The following is a 16,288-nucleotide window of genomic DNA, read 5'->3' on the forward strand; positions in this document are numbered from 1 at the left end:
GCGCGCCTTCGATCTGCAACATAAATGGTCCTGCGATACCGCTCCGACAAGGGGCCGGCACGCGGGCAAAAAGGAACGACCATGACCGCGACAGCTCCCTGGACGACCCGCAAGCCGACCGCCCTCCTCGTTCTCGCCGACGGCACCGTCATCGAAGGCCACGGCGTCGGCGCAACCGGCAAGGTCCAGGCCGAGGTCTGCTTCAACACGGCCCTGACAGGTTACGAAGAAATTCTGACGGATCCCTCCTATCTCGGTCAGATCGTCACCTTCACCTTCCCGCACATCGGCAATGTCGGCACCAATGACGAAGACATCGAAGACCTGACGCCGGCAGCACGCCACGGCGCGGTCGGCACCATCTTCAAAGCCGATATCACCGAGCCTTCAAACTACCGTGCCGCGAGCCATCTCGACGCCTGGCTGAAGAGCCGCGGCATTATCGGCCTCTCCGGCGTCGATACACGCGCGCTGACCGCCTGGATCCGCGAGAACGGTGCTCCGAACGCCGTCATCGCCCACGATCCGAATGGTGTCTTCGACATCGAAGCCCTGAAGGCCGAAGCCAAGGCCTGGAGCGGCCTCGAAGGCCTCGACCTCGCCAAGGTCGCCACATCAGGCCAGTCTTCGGTCTGGAATGAAAAGGACTGGTCCTGGACCGAGGGCCACATGACGCTCGGTTCCGCCGATGCCAAATACCACATCGTCTGCGTCGATTTCGGCGTGAAGCGCAACATCCTGCGCCTTTTCGCGGGTCTCGACTGCAAGGTCACCGTCGTCCCCGCCACCACTTCGGCCGAAGACATTCTCGCGCTGAACCCGGATGGCGTCTTCCTGTCGAATGGCCCCGGCGACCCGGCCGCAACCGGCGCATATGCCGTTCCGGTCATCCAGAACCTGGTCAAGAGCGACAAGCCGCTCTTCGGCATCTGCCTCGGCCACCAGATGCTGGGTCTCGCACTCGGCGGCAAGACCGAAAAGATGCACCAGGGGCATCATGGCGCCAACCACCCGGTTAAGGACTTCACGACGGGCAAGGTAGAGATCGTTTCGATGAACCACGGCTTTGCAGTCGACTCGAAATCACTGCCCGAAGGCGTTGAACAGACTCACATTTCTCTTTTCGACGGGACCAATTGCGGCCTGCGTCTCAAGGGCAAGCCGGTCTTCTCCGTCCAGCATCACCCGGAAGCATCGCCCGGCCCGCAGGACAGCCACTACCTTTTCCGCCGCTTCATCAACATGGTTCGCGAGAACAAGGGCGAGCAGGCACTCGCCGAACGCTGAGCGATTTCAGACGGATTGAAGATGACGGCCCGGTTTATCCCCGGGCCGTTTGCATGTCATGCCGGACCTTCAGGTAGAAGCGAAGGCTCAACATGACGGCAGCGCTCGCCAGCCCCAGGCAGAAACCATACCAGATGCCGATGCCGCCAATCCCGAGCGGAAAGGCCATGAGCCAGGCGAGGAAAAACCCGATCGGCCAATAGGCGATGAGAGCGAGGATCATCGGCACCCGCGCATCTTTGAGACCGCGCAACAGACCCGCTGCGATCGCCTGCAACCCGTCGACCAGCTGGAAAAACCCCGCCACCATGACCAGTGGCCCGGCAAAGGCGAGAACGGCCGGCGCGGCCGGCGCGTTTCCGTTGATAAAGGCGGCAGACAGCTGTTGCGGCACCAGCAGGAACAGGATTGCGCCCGACAGGGACATCAGACCGGCAATGCCGAGCACCGTGATCGATGCCCGCACCAGTTCCGGATAATTGCCCCGCCCATGCGCAAGACCGACCCGCACGGTTGCCGCTTGCGCCAATCCAAGCGGCAGCATGAAGGCAATCGACGCGAGCTGCAGCGCAATGCCATGGGCCGCAAGTTCGATCGTGCCGATCCGGCCCATCAAGAGCGAGGCCGCGCTGAATAGGCTGACCTCCGCCAGAACCGTGACGCTGATCGGCAGACCGAGATGCAGCACTTCGCGAAAGGCCTGCCAATCGGGCCTCCAGAAGCGGATGAAGAGCTCGTAGCGCCGCGTCTCATCACGGGTCTGGATATAGATGACCATCGCCACGAAGCTCACCCATTGCACGATGACGGCGACAATGGCCGCACCGGTCATGCCGAGCGCCGGCAGCCCGAAATGGCCAAGCACCAGCGCATAGGCGAGAATGGCGTTGAGAACCAGGATGCCCAGCGTCACCCAGAGCACGATCCGTGCCCGTCCCGTTGCGCTGACCAGCGCACGCAAGACGGCAAAAAGCAGGGCGGGCAGCAGGCCGAGCTGGATGATGAATACATAGCCCGCCGCAAGTGCCGCAACTTCGGGCTTCTGCCCAAGCGCGAGCAGGATCGTCTCGGCATTGAAGAACAGCGGCATCGTCAGGAGCACGTAGAGGATCGACACCCACATGCCCATGCGGATGGAGCGACGGACGGAGACGACATCACCCCGACCATAGGCCTGCGCCACCATCGGCATGACAGCCATGGAAAAGCCCGAGCCGAAGATGAAGATCGTGAAGAAGAACTGGCCCGCCAGCACCATGGCAGCAAGCGGCACGGCGCCCAGTTGCCCCACGATCACGACGTCCGTCGTGTGAATTCCGAGCTGCGCCAGCTGCGCTCCGATCAGCGGAATCCCCAGCGCAAGCGTTGCGCGAATATGCGACGTCCAGCTGCCGGCCCCAATAGGTGCATGGCCGTGGGTTTCGAGCGAAGCGAAATCTGTGTGCATGGCTTGGATCTCAACGAAAAAAGCCGCTTCCAGGATCCTGGCGAGCGGCATGTCGTAACGGGATAGGCGCCAATCCCCAGTCCATCAAGACGAAATCATCAACCTGCAGAATTTTTGCGCGATACATCAGAGATTTTGATGAAAATCCGCCGATATTCGGCGGTTTGCGCTTTGACACCGGTCATAAAATGCAAATTGAGGTCGAAAATGGAGCAAACCGACCTTTTCCACTTTCACGGATCGCGCTTATGGTCTCCTCCCCTGAAAGCAGCAAGAAATGATCGAGACATGTTGGAACTGATTTGGCGTGGCGCGATCATCGGCGTCGGAGCAACACTTGCCATGGATATCTGGGCAGTCATTCTGACAACAGTTTTCAGGCAGCCCAGGCCCAACTGGGCGCTGGTCGGACGCTGGTTCTATCATTTGAAATCCGGACGGATCTTCCATGACGCGATCGCGGATGCGGAGCCTTACAGCCACGAACTGGCCCTCGGCTGGTTCTCACACTACGCCGTCGGCATCGCCTACGGCATCATGCTGGCACTGCTTGCCGGGGCCGCATGGGTCGCCGAGCCCACCTTCCTGCCCGCCTGGATCTGGGCGATCGTCACGGTCGCCGCCGGTTGGTTCCTTCTGCAGCCGGGCCTTGGGCTCGGCTGGGCAGCCGCAAAGACACCGAACCCCACAAAGGTCCGTGCCCTCAACCTCGCCGCTCATACGGTCTTTGGTCTGGGCCTCTGGCTGACGGCGCTCCTGATCCGGTAAGGAAACCGACGCGTCAGATCGCGCCGGAGAAGGTGTCGCATGTGCTCACATTGCCGCTGTCGTAGCCGCGCTTGAACCATTTCATCCGCTGGGCGGAGGTGCCGTGATTGAAGGCGTCGGGGACCACATAGCCCTGGCTGCGCTTCTGCAGCGTATCGTCACCGATCTGCTGCGCGGCATTCAGCGCTTCCTCAAGGTCACCGTCGGAGAGGATCCCTTCCTTGTCAGCCGATTTCGCCCAGATCCCGGCATAACAATCGGCCTGCAATTCGACGCGCACCGACATCTGGTTCGCCTCCCGCTGTCCCATGGACCGGCGCTGGCGGTTGAACTCCGGCAGCACGCCCGTCAGGTTCTGCACGTGATGCCCGACCTCATGCGCAATGACATAGGCTTGGGCAAAGTCGCCGGCGGCATCGAACTTCTGTTCGAGCTGGTCGAAGAATTCGGTGTCGAGATAGACCTTGCTGTCCGCCGGACAATAGAACGGGCCGGTGGCCGACGAAGCCTGGCCGCAGGGCGAGGATGTCGAGCCACCGAAAAGCACCAGCGTCGGCTCCCGGTATTGCTCGCCGGAGGCGGAAAAGATCGCATTCCAGGTGGTTTCCGTCTCGGCCAGCACAGTCCGGACAAAGGCGGTCGTCTCATCGCTGGATTGCCCCGCCGGCCGTTGTCCGACCGACTGCTCGTATCCGGAGCCGGAACCGCCGACATTGCCGTCGCCCAACACCTGAAGCATGTCGATGCCCATCGCCTTGAGCACGAAATAGATCACGACAAGGAAAATGATCGTGCCGAAGCTCAGGCCTCCGCCACGGCGGCCGCCCATGGGGAGCTGGATCCCGGACCGGCCAAAGGGATTGCGACCCAATCCTCTGCCGGAAGATTGCCCGCGCCGGTCCTCGATATTGTCCGACTGCCGACGGCCTCTCCATTCCATGGTGCTTCCCTCTCCACTTACGCAGCTATCAATGAGAACATAGCCGAACTGTTCCCTCGCACCAGTGAGCGCGCGATTTTCTTGGGCAGCGAGGCACGCAACCGGGGCGAATGGCTGTCACTCAACCCTTCGCGTAGCCGTATTCCCCACCTCGCGCCAGCGCCCGCTGATAGGCCGGCCGGGCGCGGATCCGTTCCATCCAGCCGCGCAGGACGCTCGTATCCTTGGCGCCGGCGATCCGTGTCGTGCCGGCTTCCACCGGAAAGCTCATCGCGATATCGGCAGCGGAGAAGTCCTTGCCGGCGAACCAGCCGTCCTTGCCGACCTCCGCGATCCAGAGATCCAGATGGTCGGAGAGTTGTGGATCGAGCAGTTTGCGCGAGACACCCTGGCTGATCATGCGCGCGACTGGCCGGACGAAGAAGGGCACCTGACCTGGAATGCGGGCAAAGATCAGCTTCATCACCAGAAGCGGCATGGCCGAACCCTCGGCATAATGCATCCAGTAGCGATAGCGCAGCCGCTCGTCCGTGCCGGCGGCAGGTCGCAGTCCTTCTCCACCATAGGTCTCGATCAGATAGTCCATGATCGCGCCGCTCTCGGCGACCACCCGTCCATCGTCCTCGATGACAGGTGACTTGCCCAGCGGATGCACGGCCTTCAACTCCTTCGGCGCGAGATAGTCCTTCGTGCGATGATACACCTTGACGTGATAGTCGAGCCCCAGTTCTTCCAGCATCCAGAGGATGCGATGCGCGCGGGAATTGTCGAGATAATGCACGGTGATCATCAGGAAGGATCCTTGGATTGTCGTTGATCGAGCTATCTAGAGGCCGCAGGTACATCCGTCGAGGCGAAGCTCCAACTTTCTCTCGGCACGCCGCCCGATCGCACGATGCAAGCCCTTGGCAGGCCGGGCATCGCGTGCAAGTCTCGCTCGAAATTGCACTTTGGGAGGAGTGACACATGAAGGCGATGCGACTGGAGGCCACCGGCCGGCTCTTCACCCGCGAGGTCGAAAAGCCGATGCCCGGGCCGGATGAGCTTCTGGTCAAGGTCGAGGCCTGCGGCGTCTGCGGCACCGATCGCCATCTTTTCAAGGGCGAGTTTCCCTGCACGCCGCCCGTGACCCTCGGCCATGAATTCAGTGGAATCGTCGAAGAGCTCGGCGCAGGCGTTGCGGGCTTTGCCATTGGTGACCGCATCACCGGCGATCCGAACATCGCCTGCGGTCGTTGTAGCCAATGCGTCGGCGGCCGCGTCAATCTCTGCCGAAACCTGAAGGCCATCGGCATCCACCGCGATGGCGGCTTCGCCGATTATGTCATCGTTCCTCAGAAGCAAGCCTTTCTTCTGCCCGCCGATCTCGACCCGCTGCACGGCGCCTTCTGCGAACCCCTCGCCTGCTGCCTGCACGGGGTCGATCTCGCGGACATCAGGACCGGAGGATCGGTCGTGGTTCTCGGCGGGGGCGTCATCGGCTTGTTGACGGTCCAGCTGGCCCGGCTCGCGGGCGCAACGACAGTCATCCTCGTGACCCGTCAGGCGAGCCGCCGCAGCCTTGCCGAAGGCCTCGGCGCCACGGCCAGCATCGATCCGGCGGCAGGCGACGTCATCGCACAGATCGCAGGAGAAACGGGGCTCGTCCCGGGCGGGGTCGATGTCGTCCTCGAATGCGCCGGCGTCGGCGAAACGGTGATCCAGGCAACGAAACTCGTGCGTCCCGGCGGCACAGCCGTCATCCTCGGCGTCATGCCCCAGGGCGAGACGATCGCGATCGAGCCCTTCGATCTCCTCTTCCGGGAGGTGAAACTCGTCACCTCTTTCCTCAATCCCTTCACACATCGCCGCGCCGCAGACTTGATCGCATCGGGCATGATCGAAGTGGACACGCTTATCTCGCGCAAGGTCTCGCTCGACGACGCACCCGAGGCAGTCGGCAATCCGTCGCGGCCGGGCGAGGTCAAGGTGCTCGTCGTTCCCGGCCTCTGACTAGATTTTCGGACGTTTGTCCGTCCAGGGCTGCGCCTTCTCCAACTGGCCCGCGAGCGAAAACAGCGTATCCTCGTCGGCGAAGCGCCCGACGAACTGCATGCCGATCGGCAAGCCCTCGTGCGACCAGCCGATCGGCACCGACATTGCCGGTTGACCGGTGACATTGAAGACGGGTGTCCAGGGGATGAATTCGAAGGTCTGCGCCGCCAGTTGCTCGGCAATGCCGAGCTTCTTCAACAGGCGGCCGCCGCCGAGGTAACCGAGAACCGTCAGCAGTTTCTTCTCGACGGCACTCGGCTGCAAGGCACCGATCTTGACAGGCAATGACGACAGCACCGGCGTCATCAGCACGTCGATGTCATCGAAGAAACCGAGAATCGAACGGGCGGACAGCTTGAGATAGCGGTGCGCCGTGATCAGATCGGCCGCTGTGAACCCCTCGCCCAGCAGCCCCATGCCGAAGGTCGAGGCGTCATAGTCACCGGGCCGGATCTTCACGCCGAAAGTCTTGGCGGTATACTCGATGTCCGCACGGAGCTCCCCGGCAAGCGCGGTCAGGAACGCCATGGAGAAGGCCTCGCGCTCGACGGGCGGCGCCGCATCGACCACCTCGTGGCCGAGGACGGTGAGCAGCGCCACCGCCTTGTCGAAGGCAGCGATCACCTCGGGCGCAACGGCTTTGCCGAGCATAGGCGCGTGCGAGACCGCAATGCGCAGCCGCGGGGGCGCCCTATGCACCGCATCGAGAAACGTGCCCTCATGCCGCGGCAACGCATGCGGCGAGCCGCGATCAGGCCCATGCGTGGCGTCGAGCACAGCGGCGCTGTCCCGTACCGACCGCGTCAGCACGTGTTCGACGGCAAAGCCGGACCAGGCCTCGCCGATGAAGGGACCGGCCGGAGTGCGTCCGCGCGTCGGCTTCATCCCGAAAATGCCGCAAGCCGAGGCCGGAATGCGGATCGATCCGCCACCGTCGCCACCCGAGGCGATCGGCACCATGCCGGAAGCGACCGCGGCGGCCGAACCACCCGACGAGCCACCCGGCGTGCGCGTCATATCCCACGGGTTCCGGCTCGGGCCACACGCGCCGGGCTCGGTATAGGGCGTCAATCCGAATTCAGGCGTATTGGTTTTGCCCGCGATCACGAGGCCCGCAGCGCGCCACCGCCGGACGAGTTCACTGTCGCCGGTCGCCTTCCGGGTGGCCCAGAGCCGATTGCCGTTTCCAGTCGGCACACCATCCACCTGCGCCAGGAGATCCTTGATCAGAAATGGCACGCCTGCGAGCGGTCCACCACCGGTGCCGGCGCCGACATGTTGCCTTGCCTCCTCGAACAGCGGCCGAACCACCGCATTGAGCTGCGGATTGACCTCTTCTATGCGGGCGATGGCCGCCTCGAGCACTTCGACGGCGGAGACCTGCCCCCGCCGGATCAGATCCGCCAATCCCATGCCGTCGTGTTTGCCGTAGTCGTCGAACATGCACCGCCCGCCTTGATTGGATTCGCCTCCCAACTCTTTCGCCATCCCTCGCCGGAGGCAAGCCCCAAGGGACGCACCGGATCAATCGAATATAAGAACTACTTAACCATGAACCCTTAGAGTTCGAGACAAATGCGCGTGGTCGCCTGTCGGGCGGACGAAGCGCTGTGACACTGCAAGGCTAATGAGGGAACGGCCCATGCTCTTCAGATCCGCCACCAGCCGGAATATTTTCTCGACAGTCGGACTCGGTGTCGTCACCACCATCGGGGTGGCTGCGACGCTGGTCGGCCTGACCTATGGCCACATCCGCGAAGCCGGGATCAACGAGATGCGCGTCGCCGCATCCGATGCCTCGGGCGACATCGCAGAGAGCCTGAAGGCATCATATCAGATGGTCGAGGGCATGCGGACATCGGTGGAAGCCCTGCGCGCCAACAACCTCGCCGACCGCAACATTGCCATGGCCGTGATGACCAGCGCGCTCGAAGCCTATCCGGGCGCGATCGGCGTTTCCACCGGCTGGGAACCCGATGCCTATGACGGCAAGGATGCAGACTTCGCCGGCAAGCCGGTCCATGACGCGACGGGCCGCTTTGTGCCCTACATCTTCCGCTCTGCCGGCGCCATCAAGACCGATGTGCTCGTCGATTACGACAAGCCGGGCGCTGGCGACTACTACCAGCTGCCGGTCAAGACCGGAAAATCCGTGCTCATGGAACCCTATGTCTATCCGGTCGACGGAAAGGACGTGTTGATGACAACGATCTCCATCCCGATCTTCGATCAGGGCAAGGCGGTCGGCTATATCGGCGCTGACATCGATCTCGACCAGACGGCGACGGCTCTGGCCGCCAAGCGTCCGCTGGGCGACGGCTACATCGCCCTCCTCTCCTCGGCCAATGCCTTCGTCAGCCATCCGGACAAGGATGTGATGGGCAAGCCGCTGAGCGACAGCGGCGTCGACACCACTGCCTGGGAGACGGTCCTCAGAGCACCCGGCAGCGTCGGCACCATCGTCGACAAGGACGGCGTCGAACGCATGGCGGTCGCGGTCCCGATCGAGCCCTTTCCCGGCGCCGTGTGGAACGTGGTCGTTGCGGTGCCGAGCGCAACCGTGCTCGGCGCCCTGACAGAGACGGTCTCCACATCCGCCCTCATCATCATCGGCGCCACCATCCTGCTGATGGTCGTTGGCTGGTTGCTCGCCCGCCGCTTCGTCGGTCGGATCAACCGGGTCATCGGCCAGACAACCGAGATTGCAGCCGGCCGCCTCGACGTCGAACTGACCGACAGGGATCGCGGCGACGAACTCGGTGATCTCTCCCGTTCGCTCCAGGTCCTCCTGGAAAGCAACCGCAAGAAGGTCGAGCTGGAAAAAGACGCTGAAGCCCGCTTCGAGCAGGAAGAGGTTGAGCGCGTCGAACGCTCCAGGGGTCACAAGGCTCGTGAAGAGGAAATCCGCCTGGTGGTCGACGAGTTGCGCGCAGGCCTCGCCCGCCTGTCCGACGGCGACATGACGGTCCGGCTGGACAAGCCCTTCTCGCCGGCGCTCGACGAGATCCGCGGCAACTTCAACGACTCGATCGAGAAGCTGTGCGCCGCCATGAACTCCTTCCGCGACAATGCCACCACGATCGAAAACGGCTCGAACGAGATCCGCTCGGCCGCCGACGATCTCGCACGCCGCACCGAACAACAGGCCGCCTCCGTCGAAGAAACCTCGGCCGCCCTCTCCCAGATCACCCGCTCGGTAAAGGAATCGACCCAGCGCGCCGAAGAGGCGGGCCAGCAGGTCAGCCGCACCAAGGAAAGCGCCGAACGCTCCGGCGACGTGGTGCGCTCCGCGGTCGACGCGATGAGTGCGATCGAACAGTCCTCGCAGTCGATCTCCAACATCATCGGCGTCATCGACGAAATCGCCTTCCAGACGAATCTGCTCGCGCTCAATGCCGGCGTCGAGGCAGCCCGTGCGGGCGAAGCCGGCAAGGGGTTTGCCGTCGTCGCCCAGGAAGTTCGCGAACTCGCCCAGCGCTCCGCCAATGCCGCCAAGGAAATCAAGACTCTGATCACGGCCTCAGGCGAACAGGTCAAACACGGCGTCTCTCTGGTCGACCAGACCGGTGAAGCCCTGACCGCAATCGTCGCCGAAGTTCAGCAGATCAACACAAACGTCCATGCCATCGTCGAAGCGGCCCGCGAGCAGTCGACCGGACTGGCCGAGATCAACTCGGCGGTCAACATCATGGATCAGGGCACGCAGAAGAACGCCGCCATGGTCGAGGAAACCAATGCGGCCTCGCACACGCTGGTCACCGAAGTACAGGCCCTGTCCGCCCGCCTCGCCCAGTTCAATCTCGGCTCTCCATCCCGACAGGCGGCAATGCCGGCTCCGGCGGCAAGATCCCATGCGGCTCCCTCCATGCCCGTCCGCCCGGCTCCTGCCTCGCCAGCAACCCGTCCCGTCGCCTCTCCCGCCCGCGCCCTCGCCAGCAAGATCGCATCCGCCATGGGTGCAAAGCCTGCGCCGAGCGGCCAGGAGTGGGAAGAGTTCTGATCTTGGCCTCAATGGCTCAACCGGTGAAATGGCGGGCCAGGCCCGCCATTTCTCGTTTTTACGGCAGAGTTCACCGAGGCTCGAAGGAGATTAGCTCCTCGAAATGGTTCATGTCGTCAAAGGCGCAGAAAGCCGGCGCCCGCAGTCGGATGATTGGTGAACGCTGACGGATATCCTCGACGACATCTTTCAGAAAAGGCACCCATGCGGCCATGGTCTCATCGTCGAAACGTTCGACCATGTAGGCGAAGGTCATGTGAAAGACATAGGCATCATGGTCCGGATGCCGATAGCCGAGCAAGTCTGCGAGCCGGCGGCGCCAATCCTTGAGGACTTGCCGGTCCCGCGCCGTCACTCCGTCCAGCGTCAATCCGTTCGGAGTCGCATGCGTGACCTCGATGGCGAAGGCTTCGCCCGGCGTAAATCGTGCCAGCCGATCCATGAAGATGGCCGTCATGTCGTCGACCGGTGCCTCGAGCGAAACATCCGCCGGCCAGTACGGCAAGGCTCGCTGGGTCTCGATGATCCCCTGGAAGAGGGTCATATGCAGGCTGGAGACCGCTGTGAACGCGAGTTTGTCGGCACCGGGCATGGCCTGGAAACGGGCGCGGACGGCATGGATGGCCGAGGCACTCTCAGAGGTCTCGACGAGATGGCAGACCACGGTGTTGCCACACTCGCGAAGGAAGGTGCCTGATGTGTAGTAACGCTGACCGAGGTGAGCAATCGGGAGCCTCGCTAGGCTACTAGAGAACGAACGCAGACGGTCGGGAACGTCGAATTGTGACATGGGCTACTCTCGTGACAACCAGCATATCGACTAGCAGGCGGCCGCGAACGAAGTACGACGATCGATGGCCGCCGCTCTGCCACCGGCTGTAGCGCGCATAGATCTATCCGGCAGCAAAAAGGCCGCGGGCGGCTCGTTGCTGGCTGCGCGCCTCCCATTTCTTCAGCAAACCGTGCGCGAACACTACAACCAGTATCGAGACATAACCATCGATCGCATAGTGCCAGCCCAAATAGACCGAACTCGCGACGATAAGCAACGTGTAAGCGGCAGCCGGCCAGGCCAGCTTGGGAAATCTGTCTGCCAGAAAGAGAGCATTCATGGTTATGAGTGCCACATGGACGCTTGGAAAGGCCGATATGCCCGAACCAAAGCCTGCGACGCCACTTTCGTAGATCTCCCAGAGATACAACTGGAAGGCGTGAGCTTGGCCGCCTGACAAGAAAGTCAACTGATCTGCGAATCGAGACGTGTCACCAGTAACCTGCCCATAGAAGGCTGGTCCTGCAGACAGGAAGAGCCCGGCTAGCACATTTCCGCAGAACACCCACACAAACATGAACATAAGCATGTAACGCGTCCGGACGGCATTAGCCCAAGGAGAGGTTGCAACGAGAAACAAAGATGCGAAGCAAAGGACGAACCACAAAACACTGTAGTTCCATTCGACAATAGCAAGGGCAATAGGGTGGCCCGCCAGCGGAGAGAGTAGCTGCCACGGGTCATGGCCAAAATGGATGCTGCGGTCAATGTCGGCATGCAGCGTGTCATACAAGAAACCGCCGGCCATGATCGGCAGCATATTTTTAAGCGAGGTGAAGCTTCCCTGAAAGATCATCAGAGCCATCAGCAGGACTATCCCCGAGAACAGCCTGGCCAAACGCTTCGCGCCGAATAACAATCTGTAAGCCCGAATACGCCGAGAGCGAAAGCGGTAAATACCGTGCACGAGATCGAAGGTTATTGCCATCATCGGCATGAACCAAAGAAACAATACAGGCCACTGGACAAAATAAAGCGTATGCGATGACTGTTCCCAATGACCTGCAAAGTGGAGCACTCCGAGGCAAATCATGGAGTAGGCAGCCACACAGGCATAGACGAGCGCGTCGTTTCGAAAGTGTCCAAAAACTTCCCGCCACAGCACGGCAAGGCGGTTTTTGACCAAGGGCAGTTTGAACATTGATCTCATGGAATAGAGAAAGACACTTTTTGCTGAAGATTCCTTTATCAGCAACGTCGGAGGCAGCATGAAACCTCACAAGTGAGATCCGTCTTCGGCAATCGACCTGGACGTCTTCGAAGTCCAGAAAACTATGACGCGATTTCATGTCGGATTCATCAATTTCGGGGTTCCTTCCGATCGAACATTTCCCTATAAGCCGCTTCTAGCCTGAAAAGACCATCTCTCTGCGCCCGGCCGGTGACCTCCCTCACCCAGGCCGGTTTTTCGCGCAGGTCACAGAACGGATAGAGCCCATGCCCAAGCGCCAAGACATCAAGTCCATCCTCATCATCGGCGCTGGGCCGATTGTCATCGGCCAGGCATGCGAATTCGACTATTCCGGCACCCAGGCCGTGAAGGCACTGAAGGAAGAGGGCTACCGGGTCATCCTGGTCAACTCGAACCCCGCCACCATCATGACGGATCCGGGCCTCGCCGACGCGACCTACATCGAGCCGATCACGCCGGAAGTCGTCGCCAAGATCATTGCCAAGGAACGCCCGGACGCGCTGCTCCCGACCATGGGCGGCCAGACCGCGCTCAACACGGCACTGTCGCTGAAGCGCATGGGTGTGCTCGATCGCTACAATGTCGAGATGATTGGCGCCAAGCCGGCCGCCATCGACATGGCCGAAGACCGCGCCCTGTTCCGTGAAGCCATGACCCGCATCGGGCTCGAAACGCCGAAGTCGATGCTCGCCAATGCGACCGAGATCAAGGACGCCGACCGCAAGACCCATGAAGTCGCCCGCAACGAGCTGAAGTCGAAACTGTCAGGCCCCGAGCTCGACACGGCGCTCGACGAGCTCGAGAACCAGTGGAACCTCGGCGAAACCGACCGCAAACAGCGTTACATGGCCCATGCCATGGCCATTGCCGCCCAGGCCCTCGACGTCGTCGGCCTGCCCGCCATCATCCGCCCCTCCTTCACCATGGGCGGCACCGGCGGCGGCATCGCCTACAACCGCTCCGAATTCTACGAGATTATCAATTCCGGCCTCGACGCCTCCCCGACGACAGAAGTCCTCATCGAGGAATCCGTCCTCGGCTGGAAGGAATATGAAATGGAAGTGGTCCGCGACAAGGCGGACAACTGCATCATCATCTGCTCGATCGAAAACATCGACCCGATGGGCGTCCACACCGGCGATTCGATCACCGTTGCCCCCGCGCTGACCTTGACCGACAAGGAATACCAGATCATGCGCAACGCCTCGATCGCGGTGCTGCGCGAGATCGGCGTCGAGACCGGCGGTTCGAATGTTCAGTTCGCCGTCAACCCGGCCGATGGCCGCCTCGTCGTCATCGAAATGAACCCGCGCGTCTCGCGCTCGTCCGCTCTCGCCTCGAAGGCCACCGGCTTCCCGATCGCCAAGGTCGCTGCCAAGCTCGCCGTTGGCTATACGCTGGACGAACTCGAAAACGACATCACCGGCGGTGCGACGCCGGCCTCGTTCGAGCCCTCGATCGACTACGTCGTCACCAAGATCCCGCGCTTCGCCTTCGAAAAATTCCCCGGCGCTGGCACCACGCTTACCACCGCGATGAAGTCGGTTGGCGAGGTCATGGCGATCGGCCGCACCTTCGCAGAAAGCCTGCAAAAGGCGCTCCGCGGCCTTGAGACCGGTCTGACCGGCCTCGACGAAATCGAGATCCCCGGCCTGGGTGCAAACGGCGACAGCGCCGATGACAAGAACGCCATCCGTGCGGCCATCGGCACCCCGACCCCGGATCGCCTGCGCATGGTCGCCCAGGCGCTGCGCCTCGGCATGTCGCCGGAAGAAGTGCACGAAGGCTGCAAGATCGATCCGTGGTTCATCGCCCAGTTCAAGGCGATCACCGACATGGAAGCCCGCGTTCGCGAGCATGGTTTGCCGGAGGATGCCGAAAACCTGCGCACCCTCAAGGCCATGGGCTTTTCCGACGCCCGGCTCGCCTCGCTCTCCGGCAAGCGCCCGAAGGAAGTGGCCGAACTGCGCAATGGCCTCAACGTCCGCCCGGTCTTCAAGCGCATCGACACCTGCGCTGCCGAATTCGCCTCGCCGACCGCCTACATGTATTCGACCTATGAGACGCCCTTCGTCGGTCAGCTGCGCTCCGAAGCCCAGGTCTCCGACCGCAAGAAGGTCGTCATCCTCGGCGGCGGCCCGAACCGCATCGGTCAGGGCATCGAGTTCGACTATTGCTGCTGCCATGCCGCCTTCGCTCTTAAGGATGCCGGCTTTGAAGCAATCATGATCAACTGCAACCCGGAAACCGTCTCCACCGACTACGACACCTCCGATCGCCTCTATTTCGAGCCGCTGACGGCCGAAGACGTCATCGAGATTCTGCGCGCTGAGCAGGAAAAGGGCGAAGTCGTCGGCGTCATCGTTCAGTTCGGCGGCCAGACCCCGCTGAAGCTTGCCGAAGCGCTTGAAAAGAGCGGCATCCCGATCCTCGGCACCGCACCCGACATGATCGACCTCGCCGAGGACCGCGACCGCTTCCAGAAGCTCCTGATGAAGCTCGACCTCAACCAGCCGAACAACGGCATCGCCTATTCGGTCGAGCAGGCTCGCCTCGTCGCCTCCGAAATCGGCTTTCCGCTGGTCGTGCGCCCGTCTTACGTGCTTGGCGGCCGCGCCATGCAGATCATCCATTCGGAATCCATGCTGCAGTCCTATCTGCTCGACACGGTCCCGGGCCTCGTACCCGAAGACATCAAGCAGCGTTACCCGAACGACAAGACCGGCCAGATCAACACCCTGCTCGGCAAGAACCCGCTGCTCTTCGACAGCTACCTGACCAATGCCATCGAAGTCGATGTCGATGCGCTTTGCGACGGCGAAAACGTCTTCGTCTCGGGCATCATGGAGCATATCGAGGAAGCCGGCATCCACTCCGGTGACAGTGCCTGCTCGCTGCCCTCCCGTTCGCTCACCAAGGCAACGCTGGACGAGTTGGAACGCCAGACGGCCGCCATGGCAAGGGCGCTCAACGTCGGCGGCCTGATGAATGTCCAATACGCCATCAAGGACGACGTGATCTACGTGCTCGAAGTCAACCCGCGCGCCTCGCGCACGGTGCCCTTCGTCGCCAAGACGATCGGCGCGCCGATCGCCAAGATCGCAGCCCGCATCATGACCGGCGAAACGCTCGACGGCGCGATCGCCGCCTACGGCGCCAAGCCCGACCCGCGCAACCTCAACCACATCGCGGTCAAGGAAGCGGTCTTCCCGTTTGCCCGCTTCCCCGGCGTCGACACGCTGCTCGGGCCGGAAATGCGCTCGACCGGCGAAGTCATGGGCCTCGACACCGATTTTGCGCTCGCCTTCGCCAAGAGCCAGCTCGGCGCTTCCGTCGAACTGCCGCGCGACGGCACGGTCTTCGTCTCGGTCCGTGACGAAGACAAGGTCCGCGTTCTGCCGGCCATCCTGATCCTGACCCAGATCGGCTTCAAGGTCATGGCAACCGGCGGCACCCAGCGCTTCCTCGCCGAAAACGATATTCCGGCGGTCAAGATCAACAAGGTTCTGGAAGGCCGTCCTCATATCGAGGATGCGATCCGCAACCGTCAGGTCCAGCTCGTCATCAACACGACAGACGGCAACAAGGCGATCTCGGACTCGAAATCGCTGCGTCGCGCCGCCCTGATGCAGAAGGTGCCTTACTACACGACCATGGCCGGCGCCCTGGCTGCCGCCGAAGCCATTCGGGCACTGAAGAGCGGCCAGCTCGAGGTTCGCCCGCTTCAGAGCTATTTCTGAGGCAAGGCTGAGACGGTGGAGATCTGTATCTGAGGCTATGGAGGGCAG

At 62.2% G+C, this 16,288-nt stretch carries 11 protein-coding genes; 5 read left to right on the plus strand and 6 right to left on the minus strand.

The window, feature by feature from the left end; genetic code table 11:
* The first annotated feature begins 81 nt into the window (after positions 1 to 81).
* Complete coding sequence (gene carA, locus LJE98_RS05410) at positions 82 to 1,287, plus strand: glutamine-hydrolyzing carbamoyl-phosphate synthase small subunit (protein WP_229573984.1); 1,206 nt, start codon at positions 82 to 84, stop codon at positions 1,285 to 1,287.
* A 34-nt stretch (positions 1,288 to 1,321) separates the two neighbouring features.
* On the opposite strand, the gene LJE98_RS05415 is transcribed toward carA, so the two are convergent.
* Entirely contained in the window at positions 1,322 to 2,734 is a 1,413-nt protein-coding gene (locus LJE98_RS05415; protein ID WP_229573986.1) for an MATE family efflux transporter, read from the minus strand.
* 288 nt (positions 2,735 to 3,022) lie between these two features.
* Here LJE98_RS05415 and LJE98_RS05420 point away from each other — a divergent pair, with 288 nt between their 5' ends.
* On the plus strand, positions 3,023 to 3,502 hold the full coding sequence (locus LJE98_RS05420) for a DUF2938 domain-containing protein (RefSeq protein WP_229573988.1): 480 nt from the start codon (positions 3,023 to 3,025) through the stop codon (positions 3,500 to 3,502).
* Positions 3,503 to 3,515: 13 nt separating this feature from the next.
* Here the strand turns inward: LJE98_RS05420 and LJE98_RS05425 are convergent, their stop codons facing one another.
* Positions 3,516 to 4,442, minus strand: a complete 927-nt coding sequence (locus LJE98_RS05425) for a neutral zinc metallopeptidase (RefSeq protein WP_229573989.1) — start codon at positions 4,440 to 4,442, stop codon at positions 3,516 to 3,518.
* Between the two features lie 121 nt (positions 4,443 to 4,563).
* Positions 4,564 to 5,232 carry a glutathione S-transferase family protein gene (locus LJE98_RS05430; protein WP_229573990.1) on the minus strand — a complete coding sequence of 223 codons (669 nt, stop codon included), beginning with the start codon at positions 5,230 to 5,232 and terminating at the stop codon, positions 4,564 to 4,566.
* Between the two features lie 176 nt (positions 5,233 to 5,408).
* Between LJE98_RS05430 and LJE98_RS05435 the strand changes: the two genes are divergently transcribed.
* On the plus strand, positions 5,409 to 6,434 hold the full coding sequence (locus LJE98_RS05435) for a zinc-dependent alcohol dehydrogenase family protein (RefSeq protein ID WP_229573991.1): 1,026 nt from the start codon (positions 5,409 to 5,411) through the stop codon (positions 6,432 to 6,434).
* On the opposite strand, the gene LJE98_RS05440 is transcribed toward LJE98_RS05435, so the two are convergent.
* Positions 6,435 to 7,919, minus strand: coding sequence for an amidase (locus LJE98_RS05440; protein ID WP_229573992.1), 1,485 nt, complete (start codon positions 7,917 to 7,919; stop codon positions 6,435 to 6,437). It abuts the gene before it with no gap.
* A 199-nt stretch (positions 7,920 to 8,118) separates the two neighbouring features.
* On the opposite strand from LJE98_RS05440, the gene LJE98_RS05445 reads away from it, so the two are divergent.
* On the plus strand, positions 8,119 to 10,476 hold the full coding sequence (locus LJE98_RS05445) for a methyl-accepting chemotaxis protein (protein ID WP_229573993.1): 2,358 nt from the start codon (positions 8,119 to 8,121) through the stop codon (positions 10,474 to 10,476).
* Positions 10,477 to 10,546: 70 nt separating this feature from the next.
* Here the strand turns inward: LJE98_RS05445 and LJE98_RS05450 are convergent, their stop codons facing one another.
* Positions 10,547 to 11,266 (minus strand): DUF1868 domain-containing protein, encoded by a 720-nt coding sequence (locus tag LJE98_RS05450; RefSeq protein ID WP_229573994.1) that lies wholly within the window; start codon positions 11,264 to 11,266, stop codon positions 10,547 to 10,549.
* A 103-nt stretch (positions 11,267 to 11,369) separates the two neighbouring features.
* The gene (locus tag LJE98_RS05455; RefSeq protein ID WP_229573998.1) at positions 11,370 to 12,449 is read right to left on the minus strand and encodes a phosphatase PAP2 family protein; all 1,080 of its coding nucleotides are present in this window, start codon (positions 12,447 to 12,449) and stop codon (positions 11,370 to 11,372) included.
* A 296-nt stretch (positions 12,450 to 12,745) separates the two neighbouring features.
* On the opposite strand from LJE98_RS05455, the gene carB reads away from it, so the two are divergent.
* Complete coding sequence (gene carB / locus LJE98_RS05460) at positions 12,746 to 16,240, plus strand: carbamoyl-phosphate synthase large subunit (RefSeq protein ID WP_229574005.1); 3,495 nt, start codon at positions 12,746 to 12,748, stop codon at positions 16,238 to 16,240.
* Positions 16,241 to 16,288 lie beyond the last annotated feature (48 nt).

It is taken from the genome of Rhizobium sp. 'Codium 1', from assembly GCF_020889605.1.
GTDB lineage: Bacteria > Pseudomonadota > Alphaproteobacteria > Rhizobiales > Rhizobiaceae > Allorhizobium > Allorhizobium algae.

Excerpts from the sequence above, each read along its gene's own strand:
- carA (WP_229573984.1), top strand. The coding sequence starts at position 82 with ATGACCGCGACAGCTCCCTGGACGACCCGCAAGCCGACCGCCCTCCTC.
- LJE98_RS05415 (WP_229573986.1), bottom strand. The coding sequence starts at position 2,734 with ATGCACACAGATTTCGCTTCGCTCGAAACCCACGGCCATGCACCTATT.
- LJE98_RS05420 (WP_229573988.1), top strand. The coding sequence starts at position 3,023 with ATGTTGGAACTGATTTGGCGTGGCGCGATCATCGGCGTCGGAGCAACA.
- LJE98_RS05425 (WP_229573989.1), bottom strand. The coding sequence starts at position 4,442 with ATGGAATGGAGAGGCCGTCGGCAGTCGGACAATATCGAGGACCGGCGC.
- LJE98_RS05430 (WP_229573990.1), bottom strand. The coding sequence starts at position 5,232 with ATGATCACCGTGCATTATCTCGACAATTCCCGCGCGCATCGCATCCTC.
- LJE98_RS05435 (WP_229573991.1), top strand. The coding sequence starts at position 5,409 with ATGAAGGCGATGCGACTGGAGGCCACCGGCCGGCTCTTCACCCGCGAG.
- LJE98_RS05440 (WP_229573992.1), bottom strand. The coding sequence starts at position 7,919 with ATGTTCGACGACTACGGCAAACACGACGGCATGGGATTGGCGGATCTG.
- LJE98_RS05445 (WP_229573993.1), top strand. The coding sequence starts at position 8,119 with ATGCTCTTCAGATCCGCCACCAGCCGGAATATTTTCTCGACAGTCGGA.
- LJE98_RS05450 (WP_229573994.1), bottom strand. The coding sequence starts at position 11,266 with ATGTCACAATTCGACGTTCCCGACCGTCTGCGTTCGTTCTCTAGTAGC.
- LJE98_RS05455 (WP_229573998.1), bottom strand. The coding sequence starts at position 12,449 with ATGTTCAAACTGCCCTTGGTCAAAAACCGCCTTGCCGTGCTGTGGCGG.
- carB (WP_229574005.1), top strand. The coding sequence starts at position 12,746 with ATGCCCAAGCGCCAAGACATCAAGTCCATCCTCATCATCGGCGCTGGG.